This window comes from Vibrio sp. 070316B (assembly GCF_013114115.1).
GTDB lineage: Bacteria > Pseudomonadota > Gammaproteobacteria > Enterobacterales > Vibrionaceae > Vibrio > Vibrio chagasii_B.
The window spans coordinates 21,966-48,456 of sequence record NZ_VTYC01000010.1; the positions used below are offsets into that span (position 1 = coordinate 21,966).

Sequence of the window (26,491 nt, forward strand, 5' to 3'; positions counted from 1 at the left end):
TTCCCTAGTTATTAAGAACAGTTCTTTAAACTCAATAAGTCGATGCTGGTTATCTAGCATCAAGACAGCAAATACCTCTCTTTCATAGTTCGCCAGTTTGTAGGTTAAAAATTCCTTTGTCGCTTCTGGACTAGAAAATACGTCGCCCCTCAGATACTTGTTAGCAATGATCTCTGCCGCTTGCTCTAGTACCTAGTGGTCGGATAATTGGTTTGTTGTTGGGTAATCTGTCGATAAATTTTCTATTTGCATAATTCAACTCTCCTAGGTGCATCTGTTTGGATATGTACCTAGGTAATATGTGCTTGAAAATTCTTTGAGTTGAACCTTGGAACGTGGCTGGAACCTTATGAGACGTCTTGGGTTAAAAAATACACATCGAACTCCTTTTGTGGATGAATAAAGGAGATACCGACATGAGATTTCTAAAACTAAAAGAAGTAATGCAAAAGACAGCCCTGAGCCGCTCTACGAATTTATCGTAAGATGAATAATGACGAGTTTCCTAAGTCCATCTGTTTAGGGGATAGAGATGTGGCTTGGCTAGAGGTGAACTATTGCGAGATCAAGGGTGATATCACAACTTATTTATAATCAATAGCCTAGCTTCTCGATTATATCGGCTTTATTCGTTATTATGCTTTAGTGTGTATATGTGACATGTAGTGGATTATGTTGGGTCAATAGTTCACGGTTTATTGAGAGTTATTGTCAATTATGAAGCTGTTGTCGTTACCTCCAGTGGCTGGGCCATTTGTCCAGAGTCTTAGAAGTATTGGATATTCAATGGAATCTGCGGTTGCTGATTTAATTGATAACTCCATATCCGCAAGGGCAGGATCTGTCGAAATATTTACAGAATGGCGCAATGCTGATCCAGTACTTGCTATCATAGATGATGGCTATGGTATGACGCCAACGGAAGTACAGAAAGCTATGCAGCTTGGTACTATTGGTCCTGACAATGAGCGTTCTGAAAATGACCTTGGTCGATTTGGAATGGGGCTTAAAACGGCATCATTTTCTCAATGCAAGAAGCTTACACTTATCAGTAGGGCAGACAGCAATGATGATTGGTACGGAATACGATGGGATCTTGATTTAGTTGAGAGAGAAAACCAGTGGTTAGCGCAAATTATTAAGCCCGCTGAATGTGAGTTGTACCTGAAAGATGTTGGATTCGAACATTCAAAAGGTACTGCAGTTATATGGAATACTTTTGATAGAGCTTTAGACTTAACTGCTGCCAGTGCTGAGCGAGCTTATGATAGGCGCGTTAGCGCTCTAGTTGATCACCTTGCACTTACTTTTCATCGATTTATAAGAGGTAGGGAGGGTACAAAGAAACTTACTCTGCGTCTTAATAAACGGCTTATTAAGGGGATGGATCCGTTCGCAACCCGGCCTGAAACTGGCAGACAAGCATCGACTTTATTGTCTGATGAGACTCTGAGGTTGGGTCATTGCTCTATCAAGATAAAAGCCTACCTATTACCGCACCCATCTAGCATGACTCACTCATTTGCTCAAAGAGTATCTCTTAACGGTGAACATCATGCTGGGCAAGGCTTATATATTTATCGTGCGGGAAGACTAATATCTTCCGGGAGCTGGTATCGGCTTGCTAGAGCATCTGAAGCTAACAAGTTAGCTCGAGTTCAAGTGGATTTTGATAACAATGCTGATCATTTATGGCGTATTGACGTACGGAAGTCTCGAGTAGATTTACCCGCTTCACTTCGTGAGCAGCTTAGAAGAGTCATAATTCAGTGTTCAAAGAAGTCATCAACTACGTTCACTCGCCGGGCAAAGATGCCATCGTTAGATATAGAGCCAGTTTGGCAGCGAGTTTATGATAGAGATAAAGAACAAGTTCATTACGTTCTTAACCGCAGTCATTCTGCGCTTGCTTTAATGCTACAGTCAATTACTTGCGGTCAAACAAGGTCTGCTTTAGTAAGCATTATCGAGACTGCGTTGCCTTTAGCATTGATAAAAAATGATGTGTCCGCGACAAATATAAAACTAGATCAAGACTCTGAAGGTTTGTTTGGTCAAGGTCAGAAATTGGCTGAAAGTCTATTCAAAGCCGGAATCGATCTTGAAATTATCTTTAATGCGTTAGTTCACGACAGCAATATTGGCCTTACTAGAGAGCAGGCCGAGAAAATTATAAATAAGATAGAGGTTAGGTAATGTTATCTAAGGATACAATCGTTGAAATGGTTGTGAATCAGATGGAAAAAGACGCACACCGTTACGATCGAGAAATAACAAAAAACTGGATTGACGAGCAGTTAGATAGCTATCGAACCAAACTAAACCTTGAGCAGGCTGATGTTGAGGTTATCGAAAAACTTTTTCGAGAAAAAGTTGCTGTTACCGTTGGTGAGGCGGCAATCCTAATCAGCGATGAACCACGTAAAGAGTGGTTAACAGAAGACAAGAAGCAGACGATTGACTGGTACTATTGGCGACGCTTCAAGGATCATTTTAAGACTAAAGATATACCAGAAAGTGTATTAAAAAGGACTGATACTGATACTGACCGAATTCTTTCTCTCATTGGCGATCCTGAATCTAGCTCAGGTTTTCCGTGTCGAGGAATGGTGATCGGTGATGTCCAAGCTGGAAAAACTAACAACTATTCTGCTTTAATCAACAAGGCTGCCGATGCAGGCTATAAACTAATCATTGTCTTGACCGGAACCGTAGAAGATCTCAGGCAGCAAACTCAGGAAAGGCTTGATAAAGATTTTGTTGGTAGCGTCTCAATTGCGGGGAAGTCCAGTAAAGACAGAGAAACAAAAATAATAGGGGTTGGTCGCTCAAATGACTCAAGGCTTCCATTCTGTCTGACAGATAGAGATGATGATATCAAGAAGGACCCTCGTTACAGAATTTCCACAATAAGTGAGCCAATTCTTGTTGTCACCAAAAAGAACAAGCACCCACTGCAACGACTTGTTACTTGGCTAACTTCTGAGGTCAATGCAAAAAATGGTGGAGTGGAACAGCCTGTCTTAATTATTGATGATGAAGCTGACAATGCTTCAGTTAATACAGGTAACGATGATGAAGATCCAAAAACCATCAATCGTCTGATACGTGAAGTACTTCATGCATGTAGAAAATCGAGCTATGTAGCTTATACGGCTACTCCTTTTGCTAATATATTCATTCATCCAGATTCGGAAGGCGATAGGGCTGACACTGACGATCTGTTCCCTAAAGACTTTATCGTGGCATTGGAGCCGCCAAATAATTACTGTGGTGCACGTTATTTCTTTAGGAATAACGAGGTGACAGATCGAACCTGTGTTGAAATTGAAGATGCGGGAGAACATCTCCCTATAACTCACAAGCCGGGTACTGCTGTTACCTCCATACCTAAGTCGTTAAAAGAAGCTATCGGAGCTTTCCTCCTAGCCTGTGCTATTAAGGATATCCGCCGTAATAAGTACCTGATCAAGCACGACCATGACTCAATGCTTATCAATATGTCGAGGTTAACGACAGTACAGTCTGATATCACTCCTTTGGTGGATACTTGCCTAGATGAATATTGGAGTGCGATAACTGTACACGCACATAAACTAGGATCTGAAGTTAGCTCTGAGGGTATGAAGGCTCTTTACTCTATCTGGAGTAAGCATTACGAAGGTTGCTCCAAAGAGTCTTGGGATGAAGTGCGTAGTTCTCTGGCTGAAATGGAGAAACCTAAAACAGTTACAGTTCACAGCAAATCCGGTGATTCGCTGACATATGAAAAAGATGGTCCCAAAAAACAGATTGCGATAGGTGGTCTTAAACTCAGTCGCGGCCTTACGCTTGAAGGGTTGGTTGTAAGCTACTTTTATCGACGTTCGGTAATGTATGACAGCCTCATGCAAATGGGACGTTGGTATGGTTACAGAGATGGATATCAAGATCTGTTACGTCTTTGGATTACCTCCGAGTCCTTGGATTGGTACGCTCATATCTCGGAAGCATCTGACGACTTACGTGAACAAGCCGCTGAGATGCAGCGCAGAAAGATGACTCCAAGCGAGTTTGGTCTTCGAGTTCAGGCGTCTCCAGATTCGCTGATGGTAACCGCGGCCAACAAGATGAGAACAGCAAAAACTATTATGACCCGACTTCGTTTTGATAACAGACTTTTGGAAACAGATTGTGTTGACTCAAGACCAGATGTCATTGAAAACAACTTTGATGAGTTCTCTAACTTTCTAGGACGAATAGCGGATAAACGTTACAGCGGTTCTGATATACCAAAAGCACATCGTCAGCATATTCATTTTAAGAATGTAGACGCAGGAAATATTATCAAAGGTCTTAGAACATTTAATAATCATCCAAGTTGTGGTTTTTGGGCAGAGAATAACTTGTTCCTACAGTACCTGGAGGAACGTTCAGGTGATGAATTAGCAATTTGGGATGTATTTGTTTATCAGCCAAATAAGGCCAAAGAAGGTGAATGGGTAGCAAGTGATGGGGAGAGATTTGCACGCCTACGAAGAGGGATAGTTGATAAACCAAAGAACGAGAAAAACCTTCATGAATTACGGTTAAGTCGAAAACAATCGATTACTAGCCGTGGGGTAGAAGCGTTAGGACTCACTCAAGATGAAATTGATGCTGTGGAGCAAGGCTCAGGACTTGTTGCCGATAAGAAGTACCGAGCTGCTAGGAAGAAGCCTACGCTAATTTTTCATGTTATTAAAGCATGTGAATACGATGGTTCCGATAGGAAAAATATCTTGTCAGAGCGTGATGTTCTTGGTTGGGCCATATCCATTCCTGAGTCTTCTGAACCTCAACCTGATGTTCTGTGGAATGTGACTATCGATTGGTTTGAAAAATATGGCATAGAGTTAATCGATGAGTCTGAATTATGAGTAGTATTGAAACGCCATGGACAAATATGCGAGTACCTAGAACTGGTGCATTAACAACAATACTAGTGGATCAAGAGAAAAATAATTCATGGTACTGGATACGATGTAAAGATGGTCAATTTGGTGTTGCTATCCAGCTTCCCAGTGATGCAGTTACTTCAACTGCATCTATAAAGGGAACGTCAAAGCTAAATATTGCTCGTGTTAATGATATGAATGGTGAGCATTATTTAGGGGTGGTAATCGGTGCGTCTGAGCTTGCGACAGTATTTTATCGGCTGTGCCTTGACCTTATGTCCTCATGTCAGTTTTCTACATCTCCAGAGCAGATTGTGGCGATTTTAAAGCGTAGAGTTCTTGTGTGGCAAAGGTTGTTTGAAAAGGGGAGGCGAAAGCTGAGTCCAGAAGAGTGCTTAGGGCTCATTTCTGAACTAAAGTTTTTACGTGAAACTTGGATCCCTGATGTATCTACAAACGGTGTTTTGGGCTGGCAGGGGCCTATGGGGGCAGCACAGGACTTCTATGATGAGACTATTGGTGTGACAGTAGAAATTAAATCTCATGCTTTTGATTCAAGTGTTGTTAAAATCTCATCACGCGAGCAACTTGATGCCGAAGGGCATCTATTTCTAACTGCCTATCCTGGAGGTCTATCTTCGGGTGGAGATGGGGTGACACTTAACGACTTTATAGAAGAAACGAGAACTATGATTCCATCTAGTCAATATGCCGCCTTTGATGAGTTATTACTTAGCGCTCGATATATCAAAGATGATTGTTACGATGAATTGTATTTCGAACTTGGTGAACCTAGAGTATTTCTAGTTGAAAATGACTTTCCTCGGTTGACAGGAGATAACCTTCCATCGGCAATAGGTAGAGTCAAATATGATCTTGATTTAATCTTAGCTGCTGACTGGGCATGTGCGATTAGTGAGATTAGTGCGAGAGCTAAGGGCTGATATGAGTGAACTGACAGAGTATTACACTTCGCTTATTGAGCATGTAAAGGCTTCATCAGATGTTGAAGGACGTTTAGTTGAATTCGAATTTCTTAGCTACATCCTTGACCTTTTATCTGATGCTGGTGAATTTGATGATTATGTGATCGTCGAAGATGGTAGAGATGGTGCAGGAAGGTGGTTGATTGATGGTTACTCCTTTGATACAAGTAACTTTTCTTTGTCATTGTTTGTAACTCTAATCTCTTCGTCAGAAGAGCCGTCAACACTAACGAAGCGTGAAATTGAATCAGCAATTAAAAAGCTCTTCAAGTTTGTAAAAAAAACTCTTACAGAGCACTTGCCTTCAGTCTTTGAGCCATCTAGCAACTGCTATCAAGCCGCCCGTCTAATTTTGGATAACTGGTCCGACATATCCAGAATCAGGTTTGTTGTGGTGTCTAACAGGCCTACTTCAGAAAGAATGCGTGATGTTATAATGGACGATATTGATGATCGACCTTGTACCGTCCATTTGTGGGATCTTAAACGGATATTTAAACTCGAATCCTCTCGTAATGAGCGAGAGGAGATGATTATAGACTTTCGTGATAACCCGCTACCATGTTTGATAGCTCATGATGATACAGAAGGGGAACAGTCAATACTTGCTGTAATGCCAGGTACTAGGTTGGTTTCGCTCTATGGGGAATGGGGGGCACGATTACTTGAGCAGAATGTCAGAAGCTTCCTTCAGCACAGAGGTAAAGTAAATAAGGGGATCAGGACAACCATTCTGAATGATCCAAGCCATTTTTTCGCATATAACAACGGATTAACAACAACGGCTCAAGGAGTGGTAATTGAGCAAACCAGTCATGGACCAATGATTGTTGAGCTTAGAAACCTCCAGATTGTTAACGGTGGGCAAACAACAGCCTCTATTTACAGTGCATACGTCAAGGATAAGGCTGACTTATCGCGAATATCCCTGCAAATGAAACTAACTGTTCTTTCTAGTGAGGCATCAACAGAGCTTGTTCCAAGGATTTCTAGGTACGCAAACTCCCAGAATAAAGTTTCTGATGCAGATCTTTTTTCTAATCATCCATTCCATGTTCGTCTGGAAGAATTTTCAAGAAGAATTTGGGTTCCTGTGCGTACAGGTCAGAACGCACAGACACATTGGTTTTATGAAAGAGCCAGAGGGCAGTATCTAGATTCACAGGCATATCTAACACAGTCAAAGAAAAAACAATTTCAGCAACTTCACCCACGATCACAGTTACTTACAAAGACTGATGTAGCAAAGATTATGAACTCTTGGGATTGCTTACCACATGAAGTAAGTAAAGGTGCTCAGAAGAACTTTGCAAAATTTGCAGAGCTTATCGATGCTCAGTGGGAAAAAGATGATTTAGCATTTAATGAGTCGTATTTTCGTAAGCTGATCTGTAGAGCCAGTATTTTCAGAGCTCTTGAAAAAGTGATAATGAAAGAAGATTGGTATACTGGTTATCGAGCCAACCTCGTTACTTATGCTATTGCCCGGTTATCACATGAGGTTAGTGAGAATTCTTTAGACTGGAATTTGGATGTTATGTGGAGAGCGCAAGTTATACCGGAAGCAATTATGATGACTCTTCGTAAGTTGTCTTATGCAGTTCATGAGTTATTGCTTTCTGAGCACCGCCCGGTTGGAAACCCTAGTGAATACGCGAAGCGACAAATGTTCTGGGATACTGTAAAGAATTTAGAGTGCGATATTCTTGAGGTCAGTACTCTCTTGATAAGCAAAGCGGATGCTATGGAGCAAGCTGTAACTTCCAAGAAGGTTCAGAAAATTGATGACGGTATTGACGCGCAGGAAAGAGTTTTAAAAACACCTAAGAAAGTATGGGATCAAGTAGAGTTACACTTGCTCGACGACGATGCAGCAACACCGGCTTTGATAGGAATTTTGCAGGTAGCAAAAAATCCCGCGAAACTACCATCAGAAAAACAGTCTACAGTATTAGTTAAACTATTGAGTCGCTATTCGGAAAGGTTATCACTTGAGAATATTATAAAAAATTAAGTACAGATATCAAGGTAGTTATTGGGAAGTAAAATGACAAACACCTATTACGTATATGCCTTAAAAGATACTCGAGTTAGCCCTGCACAAGTTTTCTATATTGGGAAAGGTACAGGAAGCCGAGCAACTGATCATTTAAAACGAATAGATGACACGCGAAAAGGTAAACACATTCAAAACATTCTGGATGCTGGTGCCACAGTAATCATTAGTAAAATTGTCGAAGATATCACTGAAGAGCAAGCTTTAAAGATTGAACTTGAATTTATTTCTAGCTTTGGGACCATCGATAATGGTGGCACTCTCTACAACAGTGTTATACCTAAATCAATTTCAAGGAAAATAGATTCTAATGTTAGCGTTGCAATAGGCTCAGTAGAAAAAGCTCAACTTGGCCTTAAACTATTGAAAGACTCTATAACATCATTAGCAGAAGAGAATCCTGAAGGCATAACAAATTCAGATTGTGCTCATTATTTAGGTCTACAATCGGATAATGAAGGTAATCAACAAGATTACCTTAGCTATAGCGTGCTAGGGCTATTGCTCAAAGAAGGTGTTTTGGAAAGTGCTAAAGTTGGTAACCGCCGAAAGTACAAGAAGCTCTAATTAGGAATATGGAAAAATGCCAAACCTAAAACTAAGAGCTTCTTACCCTAAGTAACGTCATTTAGTAGTTTTAGCACGATTTGACCAATTTGCTGCGCCAAAAAAGGTGGCACAGCATTGCCTACTTGTACATATTGTTGTGTTCTATTACCTTCAAATAGATAGTTATCTGGGAATGTCTGTAATCTTGCAGCTTCACGAACAGTTAAACTACGACACTGTTTTGGATCGTAATGGATAAAGTAATGGCCATCTTTTGAAATATGGCTGGTTACTGTAGTTGCTTCTTTATTTGCAGATTGAACTCGAAATCGATCAGCATGTGTCCCTGTATTCCAGTTAGCATGTGCTGGTGCTAAGAACGTTGGAAAATCACGAGATTTAGGTGAAACACCATTATTTAATAATGAGTAGGTTGCACAAAAGGCGTAACGAAGTAAATCCTCATTCATATGACCTCTTGTTTCATGATTTAGCACACAGCCTAAATTTTTATCCAACAACCAATTGCTAAGTGGCTGCGGAATTTCTGCACTATCTATATTGGAGTGTACTGAATTTTTACGCTTTAGATTGTCATATGGCGTTAAATCTAGCCCAGCAAGCTTTTCATTTGGATACTGATTACATAAGAATTGCTTTAATTGCTTAGCATGCTTTTTAACGGTACTAGTCCATATACAGGTATCATCTTTTTGTTTAGAGAAGCCACTTCGCAGTTTTGGTAAATCATTCAGTACACTTCGTGTCGTAATTGGATATTCTTCTGCCTGTTGTAATGTCTTAGGAACAGCTTCAATGTCGTCACGAACACCTAGGAGGATTACGCGGTGTCTTGCTTGAGGTATGCCATAGAATTCTGAGCGTATTAAGAAGTCTGATGAGTTAATATAGCGAGGATCTTTCTGATCATCCGCATCAACAACTAAAGAATAGATTTTGTAACCTGATATACCAACTACACCAGTAACCGTATTAGGGTTCCTTAAATCTTCAAGGATTTGGGGAAACATCATCTTACCGTCAACTTTAGCCGACAATATCCCTCGGACGTTTTCCATTACAAACACTTCAGGTTGAGCAATAGATATGACTTTTAAGTATTCTTTGTATAAAAAATGTCGATGATCATCCTCGGCTTTATAATCTTTAATACCCGCATTACGAGAACGTCCAGCTAAAGAGTATGCTTGGCAAGGAGGCCCGCCAATGACTATCTTAGGACCTTGGTGTCCGGTGACTAGTTCTTGAATCCTTTCATGGATAAGCTCGTTATCTTCACCAAGAGCCCTTGGTTGATATAATGTTTCCTTAAGTGCCGCTTGAGCTTGAGTATTGTATATAGAAAAAAGCTCATCGCGAGTAATTAGACCACGAACGTATTTATAGTAATCATTTCTAGCTGCGGAGTTATCTGCGATTTTTCTAAAAAATGCTCTAGTTGTCAGTGTTCTATGTGCTGATGGTTCTTTTTCGACCGACACGCCAATATCAAATGGCTTAATACCATTTTTAGTAGTACATGACGAGATCCCTTCACCAAGCCCACCAGGACCAGCAAATAGATCAATAACTAGAATTTCGCCTGCTTCCATTTTTTACTATTTCTTTTGATTAAAATTCTAGGCAATCATACCAGGCTAAATTCTTAGGGCAACAAGATATGGTTGTTCTTGTTAATATAGATTGGAAGGGGGTGAAGTTTAGACACATAAGCCAATTTCAATGCTTCTATATACCACCTCTACGTGGTTAGCATTGGTATAAATCGTTCTAAATGTCACGCTGAGTGCGCTTAACGTAGGTATTATTTGAAGTAGTCATAATTCGTCTTCAATGTGTAAACACATTTCAGGGCGAGACATGAAGGCAAACAAAAAGGGCCAACTCTTTCGAGTTGGCCCTTTCCAAACGTTTGGTGGAGCTGGCGGGAGTTGAACCCGCGTCCAAAAACTATTCATCATTGGTACTACATGCTTAGTCGATCTTTAAATTCACCAGCAACCTGCGAACCGACACGCTAGTTAAAGGCTAACCTGAATTATAATTCGCGCTTTTCCTCTCAGGTGGGAGAAGCCACGCTAGCTTGTTTGGGTTTGATCTCTTGTTGGTCCCCGTCTTACGAGCGGAAGCTAGGGCAAGAGAGCTCTGAGCAGGTTATTAAGCTGCTAGTGCGTAGTTTTCGTCGTTTGCGACTATTTTTTTGCGGCTTTTTACGTGGCCAACCGCCCCACGGCATGCACCTCAGACTTCAAAATTCCTGTCGAATCCTAAATCAGCCCCAAGTGTTCTTGCATAGTACCAGAAAAGCTTACCCTGTCTAGCACTGTGCGTTTAAGTGCTTAAAATTAGCGCAAATTACTCTTCATAATTCGTGCTTTATCTCTCGCCCAATCTTTTTCTTTCATATCAGTACGTTTATCGTGCAGCTTTTTACCCTTCGCTACGCCGATCTTAATCTTCGCCCAAGAGCGAGACCAGTAAAGTGCGGTTGCGACAAGTGTCATGCCTTCACGATTTATACGACCGATAAGGTTATCGAGTTCTTTTCTCGACATTAGGAGTTTACGGATACGTGTTGGGTTCGCCACGATATGAGTACTCGCTTGAGTAAGCGGAGTGATTGTCATACCACTAATGAATGCTTCGCCATCACGGATGTATACGTAGCTTTCTGCGATATTCGTTTTGCCTTCACGTAGGGATTTTACTTCCCAGCCTTGTAGCTCAAGCCCCGCTTCTATCTCATCATCGATGAAATATTCGTGGCGAGCTTTCTTATTAAGCGCAATGGTATTGCTACCGGCTTTTGATTTTGATTTATTCTTTGCCATAATGGCCTCATTATACGGATTGCGCCCTAGTTGGGGAATCCTTTTTATTTGCGCTCTGGCCCAATACAATTAAAATTGCAGTTTGTGTTAATGTAACGCCGTCTTTAACAGGAGTCTATATGCCAAAGGTTACTCGTTCAGCATTAGTTTCATTTAGTGCCGACCAGATGTTTAGCTTGGTCAATGATGTTGCTCGTTATCCTGAGTTTTTGCCAGGGTGTTCTGGTTCTCGTGTGATCGAATCTTCAGATTCCGCTATGGTGGCTTCGGTTGATGTCTCTAAAGCCGGTATCAGCAAAACATTTACAACGTCTAACCGCTTAGCGGATGGCGCTGAGATATTGATGGAGCTGGTGGACGGCCCGTTCAAGAAACTGCAAGGCGGTTGGTATTTTACCCCGTTGGATGATCAGGCCTGTAAGGTCGAGCTTAAGTTAGAGTTTGAATTCTCTAGCCGAATGATTGAAATGGCATTTGGTAAGATTTTCAATGAGCTAACGACCAACATGGTGAGCGCATTTACTCAACGAGCGAAACAGGTTTACTAAACCATGACTATTGAATCAGATATGATCCACGTAGAAGTTGTGTTTGCACTTCCGCATGAGCAGCGTGTGTTTACTTTGGTTGTGAACAAGAACGCGACCGTTGAAGAGATTATTGCGCAGTCTGGTGTTTTGGAACTTTACCCAGAGATCGACTTAGCGAAAAACAAGGTTGGCGTGTTCAGCCGCAACGTTAAGCTAGATGCAACGGTTCGTGATAAAGACCGAATTGAAATTTACCGTGCACTGCTGGCTGATCCAAAAGAGATTCGCCGTAAACGTGCCGAACAAGCAAAAGCCGCTGCTGCTAAATAGCATCGAAAAACGGATTGAATTCACAGAGAGCTCGCCACATTGGCGAGCTTTTTTATGTCTGTGAGTGAGATTCGGCGGGTTAATTTGTAAGCAAATATTAAAAAGCCTGCTCAGTGAGCAGGCTTTTAAGATTCTTACTTTGTCTACGGGTAGCTTTATCAGCTGAGAGCTTGTCTATTGAAAGCTAGCGAAGGCTTTCGAAGAACTCATCACTGGCTTCAAAATCACCGTTGATCGTAACTAGGGTGCCAGTAGCATCAAAGTTCACGACGAGGTTTTTCTGAATCGGGTCTTCATGACCTTTTTGGTGGTGGTAAATGTAGTACCACGTATCTGGGTAGCCATTTTCGATAAGCATAGGTGAGCCCATAACGTAACGAACTTGTGTTTTTGTCATGCCAAACTTGAGCTGGTCGACAGCTTCTTGTTCAACATAGTTACCCTGATTGATGTCAATTCGATAAACCAACTTCTCTAGTAGAGAGCAACCGGTCAACATTGTTAGTGCAAGTGGAACTGCAACTAACCACTTTTTAATTCGCATAGTTTGAGATCTTTCTTCGCTAAAATACTGCCTGATAATAAACAAGCTCCAGCAAGAAGTAAAAAGCTCCTTGCGCTTTGAGCTTGTTATGACTGGCAATTTTGAATTTAGTTGCAAAATTGCCAATATTTTTCGTTAAATTATCAGAAAGTTGCTGAAGATTTAATCTAAGCTGCGACTAATAACTCTTTTGCGTTGGCAAGAGTCGACTCGGTGATTTGGCTGCCACCAAGCAGTCGAGCCAGCTCTGAAACGCGCTGTTGCTCATCAAGTGTATGCATTTGAGTTTCGGTTTTACCTGATTTCGTGTTCTTTGCCACAAACAGCTGTTGGTGACCGCAACCGGCAACTTGAGGTAAGTGAGTCACACACATTACCTGAGTTGATTCGCCTAGTTTACGCAGCATCTTGCCAACTACAGCGGCGGTTGGGCCACTGATACCCACATCTACTTCATCGAAAATCAGACTTGGTGTATCTACTTTTTGTGCAGTGATCACCTGAATCGCTAACGAGATACGTGATAGCTCACCACCGGACGCCACTTTAGCGATTGGCTGCATCGGTTGACCTGGGTTGGTAGAGACAATAAAGGTCACGTTATCCATACCCAATGGTGAAGGGTGAGTGTTGGTGTTGTTTACTTCAATCGCAAACTGCGCTTTTTCCATGCTCAGTTCATGCATGCTTTGCGTGATCAGCTTGTTTAGTTCTTTAGCGTAACGAACGCGAGATTTATGTAGCTTCTCAGATTTTGCTACGAATGATTGGTATTGGTTTTCAACGTCATTCGCTAACTCTTCGAGCTTCTCATCAGAGCAATCCAGCGCTTCTACTTGTTGTAGTAAGTCTTGGTGGTGTTTGTACAGCTCTTCAGGCAATACGTGATGTTTACGCGCCATCGACATCACTTTAGAGAAACGCTCTTCAACGTAAGCCATGCGAGCAGGGTCTACGTCGATGCTATCAAGGTAGATTCTTAGCTCGCTGTTGGTCTCTTCAATCTGAATAATGGCTTCAGAAAGTAGGTTTGGTAATTCAGCAAGTCGCTCATCTAATTCTGCTAGTTGAATTAGGGAGTGATTGGCCGATTGCAGAATACCAAGCGCATTAACTTCTTCACCTTCGTAAATAAGCTCGATAGCTTGCTGGCAGGTTGAGGCCAATTCTCCGCTATTGGCGAGGCGCTTATGCTCTTGTTCGAACTCTTCATATTCTTCCTCCCCAATAGATAACTCGTTTAACTCTTTGATTTGGTATTCAAGAAGCTGTTTTTGAGCTTGGTTTTGTTGGCTGTTTTCACGTAACTCTTTTAGGTGGTTGTCTGCTTGTCGCCAAGTTTGATAAGCGTTACGTGTCGATTTCAATAGGTTTAAATGGCCCGCGTATTGGTCAAGCATTGCCATTTGGTAGTCGCTTTTCATCAATTGGTGATGCGCGTGCTGGCCATGAATGTTGATCAGCAGTTGCCCTAGTGATTTCAATTGTGAAAGAGGAACCGGGCTACCGTTAATGAATGCACGCGAGCGACCTTCTTTAGAGATGGTTCTGCGCAGGATGCATTCCGTGCCGTCTAGAAGTTCGTTATCTTCTAACCAGCGAGTTGCGTGCAGATTGTTCTCAAGTAAAAAAGCAGCACTGACTTCGGTTTTTTCTTCACCTTGTCTTACCATTCCTGCATCGGATCTCCCTCCAAGACACAAACCCAAAGCATCGATTGCGATAGATTTACCCGCACCAGTTTCCCCGGTGATTGTTGTCATGCCTTTAGAAAGTTCTAGCTGTAAAGACTTAACAATAGCGAAATTATTAACACTTAAATGAGCCAGCATTTTTATTTACCTGTATAACTGAACAATACTGTATATAAGTTCAGTATATACTGTTTCTTTATACAGTAAAGTCGACAGGTGAAAATTTTTTGTGAGATCGATCAAATCAAACTTCGTTTGTAGGTGCTTGATATTGAGGTCTATTTGCGAAAAGAGATTCCAGACACCTCGTTCCTCGGTTCTGGAATGACGGTTCGGGTGAGGTTTATTGTTCGTAGTCGTCATTCCCTAAAGCGACGAAGGAGTGTAGTAGGGAATCTGTTTTTTGATTTTTTCGGTAGATGAGATTCCAGACATCTCGTCTCTCGATTCTGGAATGACGGTTCGGGTGAGGCTTATTGTTCGTAGTCGTCATTCCCTAGAGCGACGAAGGAGCGTGGTAGGGAATCTGTTTAAGGTTGCTTAATACTTATCTCGCACTCTTGAGAATCAAATGTTTGCTAGCTTCAGGAAAAACGAACAAGAGTGCCTATGAAACAACCTACCGTCTATATCATGAGTAATCGCGCCAATTCAGTTCTTTACGTTGGTGTTACTGGGAATCTCAAGCGAAGGGGCTGGTTACATAGGACAGGAGAAGTTGATGGTTTTACTAAGAAGTACAATGTCCATAAGTTAGTTTATTTTGAGGTTTTTGAAGACTTCAGAGCTGCAATTGAAAGAGAAAAGCAGTTAAAGAGGTGGAATCGAACTTGGAAAGATAATTTGATCAATAAGCGGAATCCAAGTCGACGTGACCTCTACGATGAACTGACATGAGATTCCCAACTCAGTCGTTCCTCGGTTCTGGAATGACGGATCGGTTGAGGTTAATTGTTCGTTGTCGTCATTCCCTATAGCGACGGAGGAGCGTGGTAGGGAATCTGTTTTGGTGGATGAGATTCTATACACCTCGTTCCTCGGTTCTGGAATGCGATTAGGATGAGGTTTATTATTCGCTGCCGTCATTCCCTATAGCGACGAAGGAGCGTAGTAGGGAATCTCTTTGGTAATAAAAAAGCTGACGAATATCGTCAGCCTTTGAAATTTTCGGTTGTTACTAGTGCCGTTTAGTTAGAACAGCTTACTCGACCAGCCTAGCTTGTTTCGCAGGACATGGTAGTAGTTGTAGTCTTTCGGGTGGATCAGCTTGAGCACATTTGGGCTTTGGTAAATGTGGATCTCATCGCCTGGAGATACAGGTAGCGAGATTTGACCATCGCAGCTTACTTCTTGAGTGCCGCGGTTATCAGGGGATACGATCAGCTTGATGCGGCGCTTTCCATCGACAACAAGCGGTCGGCTTGAAAGCGTGTGTGGGAACATGGGCACCAAAGAGATGGCATTTAAGCTTGATGACAAGATAGGGCCGCCGCCAGAAAGTGAGTAGGCGGTAGAACCTGTTGGTGTCGACACGATCAAACCATCAGAACGCTGCGAGAAAGCGAAGCTGTCGTCGATATACACTTCAAACTCAATCATGTGTGCGACTTGGCCGGGGTGAAGTACCGCTTCGTTGAGTGCCGCGTTATGGCTTTTTATTTGGCCGTGACGGTGGATCTCTGTTTCAAGCAGGAAGCGTTCTTCTTCCATGAACTCGCCTTTGAGAACATCGGTCAGTGCACTCTGGAAGTTTTCTGGGTTGAGATCGGTCAGGAAGCCAAGGTTTCCTCGGTTCACACCAATTACTGAAATATCGAAACGAGATAAGATTCGAGCGGCGCCGAGCATGTTTCCGTCACCACCGACTACAATGGCGAGATCGGCACGTTTACCTAAGTCGACCAGGCTAGAAAAATGTTCTTTTGGGATATCGTCTAAAATACTGGCGAGTCTGTCATCAACAAACACTTGATAACCCTCAGCACTCAACCACTGATAGAGTTCTCTATGAGTCTGAATTGCTTGCTGATCTCGAGGTTTACCAATAATGGCGATCACTTCAAATGGCTTTTTCATAAGGTTTCCAAACGAATTAGGCTTGAATCAAAATTCTTCATCCCCATAATAAAGGCAAGTTGAACGTCTATGCGAGTGTTTTATATCAATTTGAGGCGCAAACCCGCCTGTCACTTGCATTGGAAACGAATTCTGGAGATATCATGAGCAACGAAGAAAACAAAGTAACCGAAGAAGAACTAGATCAGATCATTGCTGAAGCAGAAAAAGTTGAAGAAGCTGAACTGAACGCAGACGCTGCTGATGAGCAGGAAGCAAAGATTGCTCAACTAGAAGCGGCATTGCTAGCTAGCGAAACTAAAGTGAAAGATCAGCAAGACTCTGTTCTTCGCGCTAAAGCTGAAGTTGAAAATATGCGTCGCCGTAGCGAGCAAGAAATTGATAAAGCGCGTAAATTCGCTTTGAACAAGTTTGCTGAAGGCCTACTGCCTGTTATCGACAACCTTGAGCGTGCAATGCAAGCTGCAGACGCTGAAAACGAAGTGGTTAAGCCACTATACGAAGGTGTAGAGCTTACGCACAAAACATTCGTAGACACAGTTGCTAAGTTTGGTCTTAAAGAGATCAACCCTGAAGGTGAAGCGTTCAACCCTGAATTCCACCAAGCGATGTCTATCCAAGAGAGCCCAGATCACGAATCAAACACGGTTATGTTCGTGATGCAAAAAGGCTACGAGCTAAACGGTCGTGTAGTTCGTCCTGCAATGGTAATGGTTGCTAAGTAATTGAGTGGTGCTTGTGGTGCTTGCATAGTGAAAGGTTCGACTTTTTACTGATCAAGCGAACTGCAGTTACAACATAATTCACTAGTTGATGTGAAATAAGAAGAGAGGTTTATGCCTCTCTTTTTTCGTGCCTGTCATTTGAGAATCCGCGTAAATAGTCCTTCAAAGTGCATTAAGGATGTCGTTCTTTTTATTTCATACAGAACAGCGGTTTAGAGTTTTGTGTTATGAAACTGGTTGTTAATGAGAAAATGTTTTGATGTCACACTTGTGATATTTTTGTAAACAAATGCTTTTAATTGTTATCTTTGTATGTAAAATCCACTGCCATATAGCGATATTACTCGCATATACAACTATAAAAGTACAAATTTTAAACACAACAGACTGGAGAAGAACGATGGATAAATCGCTCTCAAGTAAGATTTTTGTAGGCCTGTTTGTCGGCCTGATTATTGGTACTGCTATTCAGTACCTATTCAGCGGAATCGCTATTTTTGACACTTACCTACTTGGTGCTGCAGAAGGCGCTGGTGGTATGTTCGTATCACTTATCAAGTTGCTAGTAGTGCCTCTTGTATATGTATCTATTGTTTGCGGTATCGTTGAACTAAAAGATATCCGTTCATTTGGTCGTCTTGGTGGTAAAACCTTTGGTCTTTACATTATTAACACCATCATCGCGATCTCGGCTGCTCTAACGATTGGTCTTATTTTCCAACCTGGTGCTGGTGCAAACCTAGCAGGTACGGTTTCTGAGACGATTGCACTTACAACAACAGAAACACCAGACATCTTCTCTCTTGTTGTGAACATCGTTCCTAGCAACCCAGTACAAGCATTCGCAAGCGGCGACATGCTACAAATCATCTTCATGGCGATTCTGACTGGTCTTGCTATTCAAGCGCTTGATTCTCGTGGTGGCCCAGCTATCAAGACGTTCAAGATGGCTAACGAAATCATGATGAAGCTTATCGGCCTAGTAATGAGCCTAGCGCCATACGGTGTATTCGCTCTTATGATTCAACTAGGTGCGACACTAGATGCAAACACGCTAATGTCAGTAGCTGGCTACGTAGCGCTTGTTGTTGCAATGCTTGTGTTCTGGATCTTCTTCTTCTACCCAATGATGGTGGGTTCATTCACTGGTATTTCTCCAAAGCAGTTCCTACGTGCAACTCGTGAGCAAGTTCTATTCTCACTATCTACTGCAAGTTCGAATGCAACAATCCCAGTAACAATGCGCACTCTTACTGACAAGCTAAACGTATCTAAGTCAGTTGCGGGCTTCGGTGTACCACTAGGTGCAACAATGAACATGTCTGGTGTATCTATCTACATCGCACTAGCAACTATGTTCGTAGCAAACGCATTTGGTCAGCCAATCAACACTGCTGATATCTTTACTCTAGGTCTAACTATCCTGCTACTGTCTATCGGTGCTGGTGGTGTTCCTGGTGGCGGTGTTGTGATGGTCGGTGTTCTATTGCACCAACTAGGTTTGCCACCAGAAGGTCTAGCGATTGTTGCTGCTGTTGACCGTATCTGTGACATGTTCTGTACTTCTTCAAACGTAGTGGGTGACACAGCGGTAAACACTATCGTTGCTAAATCTGAAAACGAAATTGGCGTTGAAGCAGATGAAGAAGTTGAGCTGAAGAAAGCAGAAGCTTAATTAAAAGTTCTTCCCTCCATAGACAATGTCTATGTAGAAAGCCTTGATTGAAAACGGAGCCCAAGTGGCTCCGTTTTTTATTGGGTGATAACTGTAAATCTTATTTGGAGTACTGTGGGGCAGCGCGGTTGCGTTGAGTTTTTTATTAGCGTCGATTGTTAGCCATAAGGCTTGTACAGCAACACCAGCTGTCGTCCACACAAGGTAAAACGGGGCTTTTGAATCGAATTAAGGGGGATATTAGTGTGTTAATGAGATGCATTCTTACCTAATCATTCTTTTTATTAAATTAAATGTAAAAAAATCCGTTTTTACCCTTGAAAAGGTATCGTGAGCCCTTATCTATGGTGCATACGAAAGCAAATTGTATTTGCACTTTAATTTTGTGTATTAGGGTTGAATCTCTAATTACCACCCCCACATCAGTGGGTATAGCAAAAACTTAATAGAATATATTTCGGAGATAGCCTGATGGGTAAAATCATTGGTATTGATTTAGGTACTACTAACTCTTGTGTTGCTGTTCTTGACGGCGACAAACCACGCGTAATCGAAAATGCTGAAGGCGAACGCACAACAGCATCAGTAATCGCATACACAGAAGGCGAAACGTTAGTTGGTCAACCTGCAAAACGTCAAGCTGTTACTAACCCTCAAAACACACTGTTCGCTATCAAGCGTCTAATCGGTCGTCGTTTTGAAGATGAAGAAGTTCAACGCGATATCGAAATCATGCCTTTCAACATTGTTAAGGCTGACAACGGTGATGCATGGGTAGAAGCGCAAGGCCAAAAAATGGCTGCTCCTCAAGTATCTGCTGAAGTTCTTAAGAAAATGAAGAAAACAGCTGAAGACTTCCTAGGCGAAGAAGTAACTGGCGCAGTTGTAACTGTTCCTGCTTACTTTAACGATGCTCAACGTCAAGCAACTAAAGATGCTGGCCGTATCGCTGGTCTAGATGTTAAACGTATCATCAACGAACCAACTGCTGCTGCTTTAGCTTACGGCCTAGACAAGCAAGGTGGTGATCGCACTATCGCTGTATACGACCTTGGTGGTGGTACATTCGATATCTCTATCATCGAAATCGATGAAGTAGAAGGCGAGAAGACTTTCGAAGTTCTTTCAACTAACGGTGATACTCACCTTGGTGGTGAAGATTTCGATAACCGCATGATCAACTACCTAGTAGATGAGTTCAAGAAAGAGCAAGGTATCGACCTTAAAGCTGATCCACTAGCAATGCAGCGTGTTAAAGAAGCAGCAGAAAAAGCGAAAATCGAGCTTTCTTCTACTACTCAAACTGACGTAAACCTACCTTACGTTACTGCTGATGCGACTGGTCCTAAGCACATGAACATCAAAGTGACTCGTGCGAAGCTTGAGTCTCTAGTTGAAGACCTAGTACAACGTTCTCTTGAGCCTCTAAAAGTTGCTCTAGCGGATGCTGACCTATCTGTAGGCGAAATCACTGACGTTATCCTAGTTGGTGGTCAAACTCGTATGCCTATGGTTCAAGCTAAAGTATCTGAGTTCTTCGGTAAAGAGCCACGTAAAGACGTGAACCCTGACGAAGCAGTAGCAATGGGTGCTGCAGTTCAAGGTGGTGTACTAGCTGGTGACGTTAAAGACGTACTACTTCTAGACGTTACTCCTCTATCTTTCGGTATCGAAACGATGGGCGGCGTAATGACTAAGCTAATCGAGAAAAACACAACTATCCCAACAAAAGCGGATCAAGTGTTCTCTACAGCTGAAGACAACCAAAGCGCGGTAACTATCCACGTACTACAAGGTGAACGTAAGCAAGCGACTTACAACAAGTCTCTTGGTCAGTTCAACCTAGAAGGTATCCAACCAGCACCACGTGGCATGCCACAAATCGAAGTAACTTTCGACCTAGATGCTGACGGTATCCTAAACGTATCTGCGAAAGATAAAGCGACTGGTAAAGAGCAGAAGATCACTATCCAAGCATCAGGCGGTCTGTCTGAGGAAGAGATCGAAGCAATGGTACAAGAAGCAGAAGCTAACAAAGAAGCGGACAAGAAGTTCGAAGAGCTAGTAACTGCACGTAACCAAGCTGACCAAATGATTCACGGTACTAAGAAGCAAGTAGAAGAAGCTGGTGAAGCTCTACCTGCAGACGAGAAAGAGAAGATCGAAGCAGCTATCGCGGCACTAGAAGAAGTTAAGTCTGGTAACGACAAAGAAGCTATCGACGCTAAAGTTCAAGAACTTATGCAAGCAGCTCAGAAGCTAATGGAAATCGCTCAACAACAAGCTCAAGCACAGCAAGCTGGCGCTGAAGCGGGTGAGCAACCTAAGCAAGACGACGACGTGGTAGACGCTGAGTTCGAAGAAGTTAAAGACGACAAAAAATAATTTCGTCGCAGAGTAGCCTGATTTCGTTGTCGGAAGTGCTCACCTACTAGCGTAGGCTGCGCGCTTCCTTCTAGAACTCAAGCTATCTGCTTAGAAATTTGTCTCGAAGACTTATTAATACGGGCGTCAGAGGTAACTCTCACGCCCGTAAATTTGTATTTAGACTTGTCGATCTAGATAATAGCTTTATTCGGTGATTCAGCCGGCAGAACTTTTATCTAGATTGATACACAGACTACTGAAGTTACTTTTCGGTAGTAGCAATTATTTTGGTGACCTAGAACATGTCAAAACGTGATTTTTACGAAGTATTAGGCGTAAGCCGCGATGCATCAGAGCGCGATATTAAAAAAGCGTACAAGCGCTTAGCTATGAAATTCCACCCGGACCGTAACCAGGGGGATGAGAGCGCAGCGGACAAATTTAAAGAAGTAAAAGTAGCGTACGAGATCCTAACCGATCCTCAAAAGAAAGCAGCTTATGACCAATATGGTCACGCAGCTTTTGAACAAGGCGGCATGGGTGGCGGCGGCGGTTTCGGCGGCGGTCAAGGTGACTTCGGTGATATCTTCGGTGACGTATTTGGCGACATCTTCGGCGGTGGTCGTCGTGGTGGTGGTCAACAACGTGCACAACGTGGTTCAGACCTACGTTACAACATGGAACTGACTCTTGAAGAAGCGGTTCGTGGTGTATCAAAAGAGATTGAAGTACCAACACTGGTTGAATGTGACACTTGTGATGGTAGCGGCGCGAAGAAAGGCTCTTCTGCGCAAACTTGTGGCACTTGTCATGGCCACGGCCAAGTACAAATGCGTCAAGGTTTCTTCGCGGTTCAACAGACTTGTCCTACTTGTAACGGTAAAGGCAAGATCATCAAAGACCCATGTAACTCTTGTCACGGTCAAGGCCGTAAGCAGAAGACGAAAACACTTAACGTTAAGATCCCTGCTGGTGTTGATACTGGCGACCGTATTCGTTTATCTGGCGAAGGTGAAGCGGGAGAGCAAGGTGCTCCAGCTGGCGACTTATACGTACAAGTTCACGTAAAAGAGCACAACATCTTCGAACGTGACGGTAACAACCTTTACTGCGAAGTACCAGTAAGCTTCTCTATGGCTGCTCTAGGCGGTGAAGTTGAAGTTCCAACACTGGATGGTCGTGTAAACCTTAAGGTGCCAGAAGAGACACAAACGGGCCGTATGTTCCGTATGCGTGGCAAAGGCGTGAAAGGCGTTCGTGGCGGCGGTGTGGGTGACCTAATCGTTAAACTAGTGGTTGAGACGCCAGTTAAGCTAAGCTCTCGTCAGAAAGAACTTCTACGTGAGTTTGAAGAGACATGTGGCGGCGAAGCGGCAAGCAAGCACAAGCCTAAGTCTGAAGGTTTCTTCAGCGGCGTTAAAAACTTCTTCGATGACCTAACTAAGTAATTAGGTTATTGAACTCTTAAGTTATTGATACTTTAACTTAATGATGAAAATAGAAAGCCTGCTCATCTAGCAGGCTTTTTTGTGTCTGTAGAAAACAGAAAAAGATAACAGGTAATGCATGAGATTAATTGGCTTATCTCATGACTTCCAACATGCTTCTGGTTCCGAGATCCCAGAGTGGTGTAACTCTAAAATATCAGTCGTTGAGTCTAAGCAGTCATCGTTTGTCTGTGGTGCGTGCGGCTCAGCTTGAATGATATAGGTAGTGCTGCTTGCTGAGATAGCGAGTGTGTATCGGCTTGTATCGGTATCGCAAAAGCTGCACGTCCCGGCGGAGATAATCCCCTGTGCTGCGGATTCATAGTCATCTGTATATAGGGTTTCCAGCTCTAATTGTATTTTGGTCATGTCGGCCAACGCGTTGACACGATGCGCCTTCATGACATGGTTGGTATAACTCGGGTAAGCGATAGCCCCAAGTATTCCCACGATGACGACAGCCAGCAATAACTCGATCAATGTCATCCCTCTCATGCTTATGTTGTTGCTGTTGCATATATTTTTTCGAATCATCGCGAGTAGTTTCCTTTCATAACCCAGTACATTCTTCTCCGGTGGTAGCATCGCTGCAAGATTAAATACGGTTACGCACTGAATTACATAGGAATTTGGGAAATGACTCGCGGGTTTACGCTTCTAGAGCTGCTGATTACGGTCGTGGTACTTTCAGTACTGCTGGCTGCTGCTGCCCCGAGTTTTAGTTATCTATTAGCGTCCTCCAAAATTCAAAGACTCGCCCCTGAGGTTCATGGTTTCTTGGTTACTGCGCGATCCGAAGCCATTGCCCGAAATCAAGAACTACACCTTCTATTTTTGGTTTCGAATACGTTAGGTGCGATTGAGGATACAGAAGGTGAGTGGGATTTGGTTCTCAGCACTACCGCTTCTTATGTGCCAGGTAATGTGGTGATGCATCTTGATGGTTCAGCCTATCAAGATACCACAGTCTCGTTCAGCTTTTTAAATCAGAACTCAATCTCTATTGATGGAGTAAGAGGTCGCTTTATTAATGGTAACGTCACCATAGCTTCAGTGAGTACCCCGTCTGAAGAACTTTCTATTAAGGCATCAAATACAACAGGGCGTATTCGGATTTGCAGCAGCGACCCTAATAGCGATGGGCGCAACAGCATTGGTCATTATGGTTATGAGATCTGCAACTAAGCTTGCTCAAGGCAGTACCTTGGTAGAAATGATGGTGGCCTCTGCTATAGGCGTGATTGTTATAGGGACGATTGGTAGTGTGTTCATCACTAACCAACGTCTAAGCTCAGAGAAAAGCCTGGAGGTGCTCCTTTCACAGAACTTGTTCTCCACTGCACAAATGATGAAAGAAGAGATTTTGCGTGCCGGATATAACGCCAATGCCGGACAGTCGGTAAAGTTATCAGGTGCACCAAATACGATTTATGCCCAGAAAATCAGTGCTGATGAAGCTTATCTTGGTTTTGTTTATCTGCAAAATAGTACTTCATCTGCTTATCGAAATATTGTTTATCAGTTCAAAGACAATAAGCTCAACTACTGCCTTGGAGAATCGACCGATCTTTTGGCTATCGATGAAAAGCCATTTAGCAATGTAAGCGGTGATGTGACGATGACGTGTCAAAGTTTGTTCTTCGAACGACAAATTCAGATAGATGCGTTCTCTGTTTCTGTGGAAGACATATCGAGCAGTCAGGCGAGTTCTCAAAGGATCAACATGACGCTTGAGGCGTCGTTAGTGAATGCGGATTTGAGCCAAAAAGTGATGACATCCGTTGTGCAAAGGAACTGGCAATGAAGAGTGATAAGCAACAAGGAGCGATAACGCTGATGTTAGTCAGTATTCTCTTGATTGGTGTACTGATCGTTTCTCTTGGTTCATTTAAGGTCACGTTCTATCAAATCAAGCGGGCGCAAAATGAGGTCCAAGCGCGCAAAGAACACTGGCAAGCGGAAGGTGGTTTAGAGTGCACTTACGCTTATCTGCTTGAATTAGATAAGACGGTTGCTGATATTCAAGATGCCAGTACTCGTCCAGCCGACTTTGAAGATTGGTGTTCTCCTTATCAAAATCAGCCTCAAATCGATGTATCGAGCAGTGCTAGTTCTAGTGCTTATTTGGTGACGTCTTCTTCGAACACCAACTCCCTTTATAAGACGATAAGAGAACAGTCTCAGTTAGGCACGGGAGCAATCCAGTCGACGGGGCCAATAGAGATAGTTGGTACGTTGAGTCTCAAGCCAACAGCGAAAGAAGAGCCAATCAGTGGTAATGAATATGAGTGTGTCAGTGTCTCATTCGCTGATCTGTTTACTTATCAATATGATGCGACTCATGGTGATTCAACGCAGGTGTTGGGGTTAGAAGTTAAGGATCCAGCAGCTGATGGCCCTTTTTCTGGCTTTGATGGCGTTTGTCACAGCGATTATAAAACGGCGATCCCGAAAGGTACTTCAGGCAGTACTTATTCGATCTCTGCCCCTGACTATTATCAAGGAACCAATCCACCGCCGTTCATGAAAGACTTTAATCCAGATCCTAATATGAATCCGTTTTACACCTTCTTTGGTATGGCTAGAACGGAACAAAATATTCTCGATCTGTCGCAAGATACGGACTTGTTTAAGCATGTTCAGCTATTGAACGCGACGGAGTGTGGCCCTGAGATCATGGAGCACTTTACGATAGGCCAAACCAAAGGGCTATGGATTGAAGGTAATTGTCACATCAATGCAGCGGTAGCAGCTGCAAATAACCCATCTCAACTTCTCGTGATTCAAGATGGTGTGCTCGCGCTGAATGGAGCCATGACTTACAACGGGGTGATTTATCACTTGGTTGATTATCAAAAGAGCCATGTGAAAACGAGAGTCGATAATTTCTGGAACTCGCTTGTAGCTAACAACGTGTTTGCGCCTTTTATCAAAGACATCGATGAGGCTAGCGTGATTAAAAAGAGTGTCGGGATTCAATTTGCTTCTGGTTTGCCTTCTGGTGGTCTTATCTTTGATTCTCCCTCGGGAGTGACGACCATAGTGGGGGATATGGACATGGATTTTCGTGCGGATTCGAACCCAAGTGACCCGCCTTCTACGTACCAATGGCAGCGAGGCTCATGGAGTGATTTCTAAGAATTCTGGCTTCAGTTTGCTAGAGGTACTTATCTCTTTTCTGCTGATTGGCGTCGCGTCGTTAGGGTTGGTTAAATTACAGGTGTATGCGGAACAAAAGTCGGATCATGCGCTCCAGAGTGTGGAAGCTTTGCATTTTGCGGAAAGGCAGATGGAGTATTATCGAACTCGCGCGCTCAATGTTAGTGGGGCGGTAGGGCTTATTCCTTTTGAGGAACTAAATCAATCGAGCTACTGTCTCAACATTGCGAGTTCAGATCCCTTATCCGGTTTATCGGGCTCTGCGTATTCGATGACATGTGAAGTCACCAATGCGAACGGAGCCTTATCTGGCGCGCTCAAAAACATTACTGTCACAATTGCATGGCAAGATCGTATGAACCGCGCGCAAAGTATTTATCTCGAAACTATGCTTTCCAAATACAGTGAGTTTGACTGATCCCTAAGCAAACGTTTACTGCATGCCAAGGCTTACGCCACTCCTTTTACGGACAATTTTCACTCCTCGGACATTGTTTAATTACTGGTTAAATCCATGTATATGGAATGGTGTTTTTTGTGTTTTT

General features: G+C 42.8%; 22 protein-coding genes, 1 other RNA gene and 2 pseudogenes. 17 read left to right on the forward strand and 8 right to left on the reverse strand.

Annotation, left to right across the window (positions count from 1 at the left end; all coding sequences use genetic code 11):
- Positions 1–15: 15 nt before the first annotated feature.
- Positions 16–252 (reverse strand): annotated as a pseudogene (locus tag F0251_RS10090) (JAB domain-containing protein); the annotation flags it as partial.
- A 164-nt stretch (positions 253–416) separates the two neighbouring features.
- On the opposite strand from F0251_RS10090, the pseudogene F0251_RS10095 reads away from it, so the two are divergent.
- From F0251_RS10095 to F0251_RS10120, 6 genes and pseudogenes are all read left to right on the forward strand, one after another.
- Positions 417–594 (forward strand): annotated as a pseudogene (locus tag F0251_RS10095) (AlpA family transcriptional regulator).
- A gap of 192 nt (positions 595–786) precedes the next feature.
- Positions 787–2,196, forward strand: a complete 1,410-nt coding sequence (locus F0251_RS10100) for an ATP-binding protein (RefSeq protein WP_050633790.1) — start codon at positions 787–789, stop codon at positions 2,194–2,196.
- The gene (locus F0251_RS10105; protein ID WP_171730914.1) at positions 2,196–4,898 is read left to right on the forward strand and encodes a Z1 domain-containing protein; all 2,703 of its coding nucleotides are present in this window, start codon (positions 2,196–2,198) and stop codon (positions 4,896–4,898) included. Before F0251_RS10100 ends, F0251_RS10105 begins: the two co-directional genes overlap by 1 nt.
- Positions 4,895–5,860, forward strand: coding sequence for a PD-(D/E)XK motif protein (locus tag F0251_RS10110; protein ID WP_050633788.1), 966 nt, complete (start codon positions 4,895–4,897; stop codon positions 5,858–5,860). Before F0251_RS10105 ends, F0251_RS10110 begins: the two co-directional genes overlap by 4 nt.
- Position 5,861: 1 nt before the next feature.
- Positions 5,862–7,916: an AIPR family protein gene (locus tag F0251_RS10115; RefSeq protein ID WP_171730915.1), complete on the forward strand. Its 2,055-nt coding sequence runs from the start codon at positions 5,862–5,864 to the stop codon at positions 7,914–7,916.
- Positions 7,917–7,949: 33 nt separating this feature from the next.
- Positions 7,950–8,525, forward strand: a complete 576-nt coding sequence (locus F0251_RS10120) for a GIY-YIG nuclease family protein (RefSeq protein ID WP_050633786.1) — start codon at positions 7,950–7,952, stop codon at positions 8,523–8,525.
- A 47-nt stretch (positions 8,526–8,572) separates the two neighbouring features.
- Here the strand turns inward: F0251_RS10120 and F0251_RS10125 are convergent, their stop codons facing one another.
- The 3 genes from F0251_RS10125 to smpB form a co-directional block, all read right to left on the reverse strand.
- Positions 8,573–10,120 carry a DNA cytosine methyltransferase gene (locus F0251_RS10125; RefSeq protein WP_171730916.1) on the reverse strand — a complete coding sequence of 516 codons (1,548 nt, stop codon included), beginning with the start codon at positions 10,118–10,120 and terminating at the stop codon, positions 8,573–8,575.
- A 321-nt stretch (positions 10,121–10,441) separates the two neighbouring features.
- Positions 10,442–10,808: a transfer-messenger RNA gene (ssrA, locus tag F0251_RS10130) on the reverse strand.
- Positions 10,809–10,873: 65 nt separating this feature from the next.
- Positions 10,874–11,359 (reverse strand): SsrA-binding protein SmpB, encoded by a 486-nt coding sequence (gene smpB / locus F0251_RS10135; RefSeq protein WP_061033262.1) that lies wholly within the window; start codon positions 11,357–11,359, stop codon positions 10,874–10,876.
- Positions 11,360–11,478: 119 nt separating this feature from the next.
- Between smpB and F0251_RS10140 the strand changes: the two genes are divergently transcribed.
- Together F0251_RS10140 and F0251_RS10145 are read left to right on the forward strand one after the other, a co-directional pair.
- Positions 11,479–11,907, forward strand: coding sequence for an SRPBCC family protein (locus tag F0251_RS10140; RefSeq protein WP_008223363.1), 429 nt, complete (start codon positions 11,479–11,481; stop codon positions 11,905–11,907).
- Positions 11,908–11,910: 3 nt separating this feature from the next.
- Positions 11,911–12,219, forward strand: coding sequence for an RnfH family protein (locus F0251_RS10145; RefSeq protein ID WP_004737569.1), 309 nt, complete (start codon positions 11,911–11,913; stop codon positions 12,217–12,219).
- 184 nt (positions 12,220–12,403) lie between these two features.
- On the opposite strand, the gene bamE is transcribed toward F0251_RS10145, so the two are convergent.
- Both bamE and recN read right to left on the reverse strand, forming a co-directional pair.
- Positions 12,404–12,763 carry an outer membrane protein assembly factor BamE gene (gene bamE, locus F0251_RS10150; protein ID WP_004735159.1) on the reverse strand — a complete coding sequence of 120 codons (360 nt, stop codon included), beginning with the start codon at positions 12,761–12,763 and terminating at the stop codon, positions 12,404–12,406.
- 167 nt (positions 12,764–12,930) lie between these two features.
- On the reverse strand, positions 12,931–14,595 hold the full coding sequence (recN, locus tag F0251_RS10155) for a DNA repair protein RecN (RefSeq protein WP_171730917.1): 1,665 nt from the start codon (positions 14,593–14,595) through the stop codon (positions 12,931–12,933).
- Between the two features lie 471 nt (positions 14,596–15,066).
- On the opposite strand from recN, the gene F0251_RS10160 reads away from it, so the two are divergent.
- Positions 15,067–15,354, forward strand: coding sequence for a GIY-YIG nuclease family protein (locus tag F0251_RS10160; protein ID WP_171730918.1), 288 nt, complete (start codon positions 15,067–15,069; stop codon positions 15,352–15,354).
- Positions 15,355–15,648: 294 nt separating this feature from the next.
- Here the strand turns inward: F0251_RS10160 and nadK are convergent, their stop codons facing one another.
- Positions 15,649–16,533, reverse strand: a complete 885-nt coding sequence (gene nadK / locus F0251_RS10165; protein ID WP_061033260.1) for an NAD(+) kinase — start codon at positions 16,531–16,533, stop codon at positions 15,649–15,651.
- A 143-nt stretch (positions 16,534–16,676) separates the two neighbouring features.
- On the opposite strand from nadK, the gene grpE reads away from it, so the two are divergent.
- The 4 genes from grpE to dnaJ all read left to right on the forward strand — a co-directional run bounded on the left by grpE (position 16,677) and on the right by dnaJ (position 22,748).
- Positions 16,677–17,258, forward strand: coding sequence for a nucleotide exchange factor GrpE (grpE, locus tag F0251_RS10170; RefSeq protein ID WP_105059105.1), 582 nt, complete (start codon positions 16,677–16,679; stop codon positions 17,256–17,258).
- A gap of 400 nt (positions 17,259–17,658) precedes the next feature.
- On the forward strand, positions 17,659–18,933 hold the full coding sequence (locus F0251_RS10175) for a dicarboxylate/amino acid:cation symporter (RefSeq protein ID WP_004737574.1): 1,275 nt from the start codon (positions 17,659–17,661) through the stop codon (positions 18,931–18,933).
- A gap of 471 nt (positions 18,934–19,404) precedes the next feature.
- Positions 19,405–21,318 carry a molecular chaperone DnaK gene (dnaK, locus tag F0251_RS10180; RefSeq protein ID WP_061033258.1) on the forward strand — a complete coding sequence of 638 codons (1,914 nt, stop codon included), beginning with the start codon at positions 19,405–19,407 and terminating at the stop codon, positions 21,316–21,318.
- A gap of 284 nt (positions 21,319–21,602) precedes the next feature.
- A complete protein-coding gene (gene dnaJ / locus F0251_RS10185) occupies positions 21,603–22,748 on the forward strand; it encodes a molecular chaperone DnaJ (protein ID WP_008224495.1) in 1,146 nt (381 codons plus the stop codon).
- Positions 22,749–22,886: 138 nt separating this feature from the next.
- Here the strand turns inward: dnaJ and F0251_RS10190 are convergent, their stop codons facing one another.
- Entirely contained in the window at positions 22,887–23,321 is a 435-nt protein-coding gene (locus tag F0251_RS10190) for a type IV pilin protein (protein ID WP_171730919.1), read from the reverse strand.
- Between the two features lie 102 nt (positions 23,322–23,423).
- Between F0251_RS10190 and F0251_RS10195 the strand changes: the two genes are divergently transcribed.
- From F0251_RS10195 to F0251_RS10210, 4 genes are read left to right on the forward strand one after another with little or no spacing between them, the layout of a single operon-like run.
- Positions 23,424–23,972 carry a GspH/FimT family pseudopilin gene (locus tag F0251_RS10195; protein ID WP_171730920.1) on the forward strand — a complete coding sequence of 183 codons (549 nt, stop codon included), beginning with the start codon at positions 23,424–23,426 and terminating at the stop codon, positions 23,970–23,972.
- Positions 23,956–24,591 carry a PilW family protein gene (locus F0251_RS10200; protein ID WP_239930931.1) on the forward strand — a complete coding sequence of 212 codons (636 nt, stop codon included), beginning with the start codon at positions 23,956–23,958 and terminating at the stop codon, positions 24,589–24,591. Before F0251_RS10195 ends, F0251_RS10200 begins: the two co-directional genes overlap by 17 nt.
- Positions 24,588–25,925 (forward strand): hypothetical protein, encoded by a 1,338-nt coding sequence (locus tag F0251_RS10205; RefSeq protein ID WP_171730921.1) that lies wholly within the window; start codon positions 24,588–24,590, stop codon positions 25,923–25,925. The genes F0251_RS10200 and F0251_RS10205 overlap by 4 nt, the downstream gene beginning before the upstream one ends.
- Positions 25,915–26,364: a prepilin-type N-terminal cleavage/methylation domain-containing protein gene (locus F0251_RS10210; RefSeq protein WP_061033253.1), complete on the forward strand. Its 450-nt coding sequence runs from the start codon at positions 25,915–25,917 to the stop codon at positions 26,362–26,364. The genes F0251_RS10205 and F0251_RS10210 overlap by 11 nt, the downstream gene beginning before the upstream one ends.
- Positions 26,365–26,491: the final 127 nt, after the last annotated feature.